Here is a 7,686-nt window from a genome sequence, read left to right on the forward strand (position 1 = left end):
CGCCGCCTCGTCGTACGACGCAGGGCCCGGACGCCCGGCGCGCAGCCGCGCCGACTCGAAGGCGGCCCGCGCCTCCTCCAGCCCGTAGCCCAGCTTGGCCAGCCGGTCCTGAACGGACGTCAACTGGGCGAGCGCCGCCTCGTGTTCACCGCGCGTCGCCCGCACCAGCGCCTCGGCCCGGTCGAGGACGGCCAGCACGCTCTCCCGGCCGAGCCGCATCGCCTGCTCACGCGTCACGTCGATGACGTCCTGCGCCTCGGCCGGCTCACCGATGCGCACCAGCGCCTCCGCGAGGTCCCCGTGCCAGCGGCCGCGCGCCGGGTCCGTCACGCCGAGCCCCTGCTCCAGCTCCCGCACCCGGCGCAGCGACCCGACCGTGCCCTGGGCGTCCCCGGCGACCAACTGGACGTAGCCGAGGGCGGCCAGTGCCCGGGAGACATAGATCTGGTCGCCGTCCTCCTCCGCGTGCTCCACCGCCTCCCGGGCCAGCGCGAGCGCCTGGTCCACACTGCCGCCCGAGGCCTCCACGAGCGAGGTGAGCATGGCGGCGGCCACCTCGCCGATCCCGGAGTCCCGGGCCAGCCGCAGGCTCTCGCGGGCCAGATCCAGGGCCCGTCCGCAGTGGCCCGACCGCAGTTCGGTCTCGGCGAGCAGCCGCAGGAAGTGCACTTCGCTCTCGACCATGCCGCGTCGCCGTACCTCGCGCAGCAGCGAGGTGACGGTGCGGCGGGCCTCGGGCAGCTCGTCGCTCATCAGCAGCCAGCGGAAGCGGGTCGAGCCCGCGCCGTTGTGATGGCACGCCACCTGCGGGTCCTGCGGCTCCTTCAGCGCCCGCTTGATGGTGGCGGGAGCGTCCGGGTGGCCCATCAGGGTCTCGGCCTGCGCCTGGAAGGCGAGCGCGAGGAGTTCGGTGCGCCGGTCGCCGGACCGGGCGGCCAGGTCGGCCGCGTGTGCGGCCTCCACGCGGCCTTCGGCGAAGTCGCCCTCGACGACGAGGGCCCGCCAGGCCAGCTGGTAGTGCACCAGGGCGAGCAGCCCCGGGTCGTCGCCCGCGTCGGCCAGCGCCTGCGGGAAGACGGCGTCGACGTCCCCGAGGGCCTGGCCGGCCGCCTCGATCACCACCATCCAGGCCCGCACCCGGTCCGCGGGCACCGTGGTCCCGGTCAGCACCTCGCGGGCGATGTCCCGGGCGAGGTCCACCTCCCCGGCGGTGATCGCGTCCTCGGCGGCCAGCAACCGCCGCTCGTCGGGCCCCGGCACGCTGCCGGCCGGGGTGTGCCGGGCCGCGAGCAGTCCGAGGGAGGCGGCGACCGAGGGCGCGCCGCGGTCCCGGGCCAGCGCGGCGGCCCCGGCGAGCCGCGCCGCCACGTCCGGGTCGGTGCCGATGGTCGCCAGGGCGAGATGCCGGGCCCGCTCGATCGGGTCGGAGGCCGCCGTGGACAGCGCGGCATGAGCGGCCCGCCGCTGGTGCGCGGGCGCCTCCGCGTACAGTGCGGCCGAGATCAGCGGATGCGCGAACCGTACGGTGGGACCCTCCGGTTCCGTGGCCAGCAGCCCGAGTTCGGCCGCCCGGGCGGTCTCGGCCTCGGCGTTCTCCCGGCCGGCCGCGAGCAGCAGGGCCGTCGTGGGGCGGGCGCCCGCGCTGGCCACGAGGAGGGTGTGCCGGGCCTCGTCGGAGAGCATCTCCAGCCGGCTGAGGACGAGCGCCCGCAGCGAGGTCGGTACGGGCAGCGGCTCGCCCGGGCGTGGCGGGGTGGGATTCTCGGCGAGGGCGCGGCCCAGCTCCAGCGCGAACAGCGGGTTGCCGCCGCTGGTGCGGTGGATCTCGCGGACCGTGGACCGGGGCAGGCCGGTGTAGCCGCGGTGGTCGAGCAGCGCGGAGACCTGGGTGCGGGAGAGCGGGCCGAGGCGGACGGCGAGGGTGTCCGGCGGGGACGCGCGTAGATGGCGGTCGTACTCCTGGCCCTCGGTCCGAACCGCGCACAGCATCCGGACGGGCGTGTCGCCGAGCCGGCGGGCGGCGAAGCCGAGGAGTTCGGCACTGGCCGGATCCAGCCACTGCACGTCGTCGGCGACGATCAGGACGGGACCGTCGGCGGCGAGCGCGCGCAGCGCGGACAGCACCGCCAGACGCAGCGCGAGACCGTCCCGCTGGAGGGTGGACTCGCCGCGGCCGGTGAGCGCCGACTCCAGGGCGGTGCGCTGGGCGGCGGGCAGCTTGCCCGAGACCTCGTCGAGGACGAGTCCGAACAGGTCCGCCAGGGCCAGGAACGGCAGATGGGATTCGGACTCCGTCGCCGAGCAGCGCAACACGGTCCGTGCCGCCCCGCCGTATTCCGCGGCCAGCGCGCGCAGCACCGTCGACTTTCCTATTCCGGCGGGCCCGTGGAGCAGCACGCTGCCGCCACGGCCGAGCTGCTCACACGCCGCCGTGAACAGCTCCTCCCGGCCGATGACCAGGTCGGAGCGGCATCTGCCAGGCTCCGAGAAGTCCCGTCGCATGGTCACCGCTCCCTCCGCGTGTCGTGTCCTGGCCAAATTCTAGGCAACAAGTCATTGAAATTCGGAGTGCCGACGTGGTGAGGGAAATAACAGCGGGGTGGCACAGGGAATTTCACCGCGCGCTCGACTGAATACCGGCGCGAGGGACACGCCCGGCCCGAGCCTTTCGGATGCCGCACGGTCGGGTAGGTCGGAAAACGCCACAAACCTACGGCAACCACCCTGCCCGACGCGCGGCGACCACGGCCTCTCCACGGGTCCGGGCCCCGAGCTTCCGCATGGCGGACCGCAGATACGCCTTGACTGTCTCGGCGGTCACGCCCAACCGCTCGGCGGCACCGGCGTTCGTGGCCCCCGCGGCGACGCACGCCAGCACATCCACCTCCCGGGGCGCCGGACGAACCCCCACCGACGAGGCATCGACAGTCAGCAGCGCGCAAGCGTCGAGCAGCTCAGCCCGCAACGAAGGGTCCGCGATCCGAGGCGCCAGCGCCCGCAACGCCGCATGCGCCTCCCGCACCTGCTCCCATCTCGCGCCGGACGCGACCTCGGAGGCCAGCGTCCGTGCCTCCTCCCGCACGACCAGGGCCCGCTCCACGTCCCGCGCCGCCTCGACCGCAGCGCTCAGCGTCCGGTCGCCCAGGGGCTGGGCCGTACGCAGGGCGCCGTACAGGACACCCCGCACCCGGTGCCGTACGACGACGGGAACCGCCACCACCGACCGCAGCCCCTCGGCGACGACGGGGGCGTCGTATTCGTGGCTGATCTGCCGCGACGACGAGTAGTCCGTCACCGCGCACGGCCGGGCGAGCACCACCGCCTTGCCGCCCAGGCCGTTGCCGGAGGTCACCGCGACCGCGCGCAGCGCGGAGGTCGCGGTGCCGCTGAGTTCGCTGATACGCATCTGTTGACGCCCGGCCTCCATCAGCCCGCCGAAGGCGACCGGGAGCCTGGTGGTGCGCCGCAGCCGCACCAGCGCGTTCCGTATCTCCACCGACTCCGCCGTGTCTGCTCCCACGTGCTCGCCCTTTCCTGGCGCACACCCCCGTTCGGGGGTAGTGAGACCTGCATCACGGATTAGACGATGGCGAAGAGCCGCCCGGCAATGGTCCGGTACCGAGGAGGATGGATGACAACGGCGACGGAGCCCTTCCGCAGGGCGCGGGACTTCCTGCTGCAGCACCGCGAGGACTACGCCAGCGCATACGAGGGCTTCGCCTGGCCCCGTCTCGAGCGGTTCAACTGGGCGCTGGACTGGTTCGACGTCATCGCGGACGGAAACGTCCGGACCGCGCTCCACATCGTCGAGGAGGACGGCTCCGAAGTCCGCCTGTCCTTCGCCGAGATGTCGGCCCGCTCCAACCGGGTCGCGAACTGGCTGCGCGCGCGGGGCGTCCGCGCCGAGGACCGGGTCCTGGTCATGCTCGGCAACCAGGCCGAGCTGTGGGAGGCAGCCCTCGCGGCGATGAAGCTGCGTGCCGTCGTCATCCCGGCCACCCCGCTGCTCGGCCCCGCCGACCTGCGTGACCGTGTCGACCGGGGCCGGGTGCGACACGTGATCGTGCGCGCTGCGGACACCGGCAAGTTCGACGAGGTGCCCGGCACCTACACGCGTATCGCGGTCGGCGGCGAGGGCGCGGGCTGGCAGCCGTACGAGGACGCGTACGGCGCCTCCGACGCCTTCACCCCGGACGGCCCGACCCTGGCCGACGACCCGCTGATGCTGTACTTCACCTCGGGGACGACGGCCCGCCCCAAACTGGTCGAGCACACCCACACCTCGTATCCGGTCGGGCATCTGGCCACCATGTACTGGATCGGCCTCCGGCCCGGCGATGTCCATCTGAACATCTCCTCGCCGGGCTGGGCCAAGCATGCCTGGTCGAACCTGTTCGCCCCCTGGAACGCGGAGGCGACCGTCTTCCTGCACAACTACACGCGTTTCGACGCGGCCCGGCTGATGTCCGAGATGGACCGTGCGGGCGTCACCACCTTCTGCGCCCCGCCGACGGTGTGGCGGATGCTCATCCAGGCCGACCTGACCCAGCTGCGCACCCCGCCCCGGGAGGCCGTCGCCGCCGGTGAGCCGCTGAATCCCGAGGTGATCGAACAGGTCCGCCGCGCCTGGGGCGTGACCATCCGGGACGGCTTCGGACAGACCGAGACCGCCGTCCAGGTCGCCAACACCCCTGGACAGCCCCTGAAGACCGGCTCCATGGGCCGCCCCAGCCCCGGTTACCGCGTCGAACTCCTCGACCCGGTCACCGGCGCACCCGGTGCCGACGAGGGCGAGATCGCCCTCGACCTGTCGGCGGAACCCGTCGGCCTGATGACCGGCTACCACGGCGACCCGGACCGCACGGCGGAGGCGATGGCGGGCGGCTACTACCGCACCGGGGACATCGGCGCGCGGGACGCCGACGGATACATCACCTACGTCGGACGCGCCGACGACGTGTTCAAGGCCTCCGACTACAAGATCTCCCCCTTCGAGCTGGAGAGCGCCCTGCTGGAACACGAGGCGGTCGCCGAGGCCGCCGTCGTGCCCGCCCCGGACGAGGTGCGCCTCGCCGTGCCGAAGGCGTACATCGTGCTGGCGGACGGCTGGGAGGCCGGACCCGACACCGCCAAGGTCCTGTTCGAGCACTCCCGCGAGGTGCTCGCCCCCTACAAGCGCATCCGCCGCCTGGAATTCGGTGACCTGCCCAAGACCGTCTCCGGCAAGATCCGCCGTGTCGAGCTGCGCGAAGCCACGGCCGCGGGCTCGGCGGGCGAGTACCGCGAGGAGGACTTCCGGTGACCGAACTGTCGTACACGCACGGGACGAGCGAGGTCCCGCTCCTCGGGGACACCATCGGCGCCAACCTGGACCGCGCCATCGCCGCGTATCCCGACCGCGAGGCACTCGTGGACGTTCCCTCGGGGCGGCGCTGGACCTACGCCGAGTTCGGGGCGGCGGTCGACGAGGTGGCGCGCGGACTGCTCGCCAAGGGCGTCACTAAGGGCGACCGGGTCGGCATCTGGGCGATCAACTGCCCCGAGTGGGTCCTCGTCCAGTACGCCACCGCCCGCATCGGCGCGATCATGGTGAACATCAACCCGGCTTACCGCGCGCACGAGTTGGAGTACGTGTTGAAGCAGGCCGGCATCTCGGTGCTGATCTCCTCACTCGCCCACAAGAGCAGCGACTACCGGGCGCTCGTGGAGCAAGTGCGCGGAAAGTGCCCGCAGTTGAGGGAGACCGTCTTCATCGGCGACCCGTCCTGGGAGGCGCTGACGGCGGCCGCGGCACAGGTGCCGTACGAACAACTTGCCGCTGTCGGAGCCGAGTTGAGCTGTGACGACCCGGTCAACATCCAGTACACCTCGGGCACGACCGGTTTCCCGAAGGGCGCCACGCTCTCCCACCACAACATCCTCAACAACGGCTACTGGGTGGGCCGCACGATCGGCTGCACGGAGCAGGACCGGGTCTGCCTGCCCGTGCCCTTCTACCACTGCTTCGGCATGGTGATGGGCAACCTGGCCGCCACCTCCCACGGAGCCTGCATCGTCATCCCGGCGCCCTCCTTCGATCCGAAGGCCACCCTGGAGGCCGTCCAACAGGAGCGCTGCACATCCCTGTACGGCGTCCCGACCATGTTCATCGCGGAGCTGAACCACCCCGACTTCGCGAGGTACGACCTGTCGTCGCTGCGCACCGGCATCATGGCGGGCTCGCCCTGCCCGGTGGAGGTGATGAAGAGGGTGGTCGCCGAGATGCACATGGAGGAGGTCTCCATCTGCTACGGCATGACCGAGACGTCCCCGGTCTCCACGCAGACCCGCAGGGACGACGACCTGGAGCACCGCACCACCACCGTTGGCCGCGTCCTCCCGCACATCGAGGTGAAGATCGTCGACCCGGCGACCGGCGTGACCCAACCGCGCGGCACCGCCGGTGAGTTGTGCACCCGCGGCTACAGCGTGATGCTCGGCTACTGGAACGAGCCCGAGAAGACCGCCGAGGCCATAGACCCCGGCCGCTGGATGCACACCGGGGACCTGGCGGTGATGCGCGAGGACGGGTACGTCGAGATCGTCGGCCGCATCAAGGACATGATCATCCGGGGCGGGGAGAACATCTACCCGCGCGAGATCGAGGAGTTCCTCTACGCCCACCCGAAGATCGCCGACATCCAGGTCGTGGGTGTGCCGCACGAGCGGTACGGCGAGGAGGTGCTCGCCTGCGTGATCCCCCGCGACCCGGCCGACCCGCTGACGCTGGAGGAGCTGCGGGATTTCTGCGAGGGGCAGTTGGCGCACTACAAGATCCCCAGCAGGCTGCGGATCCTCGACTCCTTCCCGATGACCGTCTCGGGGAAGGTGCGCAAGGTCGAGCTGCGGGAGACGTACGCGGCGGACTGAGCGTCCCCCCGGAGCTCGCCTGTCGTGCCGCTGGGGCGGCATGCGGTTGTCAGGCCCCCGTGGCGTGCAGTTCGTCGGCGGGGCCGTTGGCCGGTTGCGGCGGGCCCGTCGGGCCGAGTACGAACAGCGGTATGCCGAGGGTGTCGGCGCGGGTGCGGGCGTTCTCGGTGTAGCCGGCGAGCGAGAAGTACATGCACTCCGCGGATTCCGTCGTGGCAGTCAGCCAAAGGCACTCCACGTCCCGGAGGGTGGCCGGGCGCACCGACGGGTCGACCTGGGCGAGCAGGCCACGGGCGGCGAGCCCTATGCCGGACGGGGGCCGCTGGTCGGCCCGGCGGATGTCCCGGTGGCCGAGCCGGTGGAGGTGGAGGGCGGCGGCCGTGACGACGTCGAGAGCGGTGCGCAGGGCGACGGAGCGGTGGTCCGCGCCGGGTACCACCGGGATCCGCAGCACGGTCCCGCAGGGGCAGCCCAGTTCCGGACGGGGCCACTGGTTGCCGCGGCCGCAGGCCGGGCAGCGCACGGCGACCCATTCCTCGTCCCAGACGCGGTGGGTGACCACCGCCGGTGCCGTGAGCCGGTCCAGCGCGGGGCTGACGGGAGCGCCACAGGCGCAGGGGTAGGACGGCGCGGCGTAGACGTGCTCGCGCCGACAGGCCGGGCAGCGCACCGGCACGTTCTCGGGCATGGCCCACTCCAAGGCGTCGTAGCAGGGCAGCTGTCCCATCGTGCTCCTGTCGGGTCCGGTCTGTCCGTCTCTTGACGGCATTTGCGCAG

Annotated in this window: 5 protein-coding genes; 2 read left to right on the forward strand and 3 right to left on the reverse strand. The window is 72.3% G+C overall.

The features are described from left to right. Positions 1-2,508: ATP-binding protein (locus ACTWQJ_RS42175; protein WP_443311709.1), on the reverse strand; the 2,508-nt coding region annotated here is incomplete at its 3' end. 202 nt (positions 2,509-2,710) lie between these two features. Next, on the reverse strand, positions 2,711-3,520 hold the full coding sequence (locus ACTWQJ_RS42180) for a response regulator transcription factor (RefSeq protein WP_443311710.1): 810 nt from the start codon (positions 3,518-3,520) through the stop codon (positions 2,711-2,713). 111 nt (positions 3,521-3,631) lie between these two features. Here ACTWQJ_RS42180 and ACTWQJ_RS42185 point away from each other — a divergent pair, with 111 nt between their 5' ends. Both ACTWQJ_RS42185 and ACTWQJ_RS42190 read left to right on the forward strand, forming a co-directional pair. Next, a complete protein-coding gene (locus ACTWQJ_RS42185) occupies positions 3,632-5,302 on the forward strand; it encodes an AMP-binding protein (RefSeq protein ID WP_443311711.1) in 1,671 nt (556 codons plus the stop codon). Further along, positions 5,299-6,909 carry an AMP-binding protein gene (locus tag ACTWQJ_RS42190; RefSeq protein ID WP_443311712.1) on the forward strand — a complete coding sequence of 537 codons (1,611 nt, stop codon included), beginning with the start codon at positions 5,299-5,301 and terminating at the stop codon, positions 6,907-6,909. Before ACTWQJ_RS42185 ends, ACTWQJ_RS42190 begins: the two co-directional genes overlap by 4 nt. Before the next feature lie 49 nt (positions 6,910-6,958). Here ACTWQJ_RS42190 and ACTWQJ_RS42195 read toward each other — a convergent pair whose 3' ends face one another. Beyond that, a complete protein-coding gene (locus ACTWQJ_RS42195) occupies positions 6,959-7,636 on the reverse strand; it encodes a hypothetical protein (protein ID WP_443311713.1) in 678 nt (225 codons plus the stop codon). Between the last annotated feature and the right edge of the window lie 50 nt (positions 7,637-7,686).

Source organism: Streptomyces sp. KR55, assembly GCF_052245645.1.
GTDB classification, from domain to species: Bacteria; Actinomycetota; Actinomycetes; order Streptomycetales; family Streptomycetaceae; genus Streptomyces; species Streptomyces flavusporus.

Coding starts and splice junctions, on each gene's coding strand:
- ACTWQJ_RS42185 (WP_443311711.1), top strand. CDS start 3,632: ATGACAACGGCGACGGAGCCCTTCCGCAGGGCGCGGGACTTCCTGCTG.
- ACTWQJ_RS42195 (WP_443311713.1), bottom strand. CDS start 7,636: ATGGGACAGCTGCCCTGCTACGACGCCTTGGAGTGGGCCATGCCCGAG.